Source organism: Streptomyces sp. P17, from assembly GCF_032436805.1.
In the GTDB taxonomy this organism is placed as follows: domain Bacteria; phylum Actinomycetota; class Actinomycetes; order Streptomycetales; family Streptomycetaceae; genus Streptomyces.
Genome location: NZ_JAVRBF010000962.1, coordinates 1 through 264 on the forward strand (window position 1 = coordinate 1; position 264 = coordinate 264).

1 protein-coding gene is annotated in these 264 nt (G+C 56.1%); it reads right to left on the reverse strand.

Features of this window, described 5'->3' with window-relative positions:
- On the reverse strand, nucleotides 1-264 hold a 264-nt coding region (locus RMT89_RS43575), incomplete at both ends, for a hypothetical protein (protein ID WP_315889293.1).

The window sequence follows — 264 nt, forward strand, 5'->3', positions numbered from 1 at the left end:
CTGAGTTGCGCCCAGTAGAATCCGGCATTTGCCGACTCGGTAAAAAGGCGTAGCGCAGCTTCAGAGTCGCGCTGCGCGCCGTTGCCTGTTTCCGCCATTTGCGCGCGATAGAAAGTAGCGACCGGATTATTCTTCGTCTCATTGGTAGAAAACCATGCTCTCGCAGCCGCATAGTCCTTTCGATCGTAGGCATACGCCCCCTGCGAAGTCGCCACGATCTCTCGCGCCAAAGGACTGAAGGCGTATTTGTCTTCGATCGCTGTG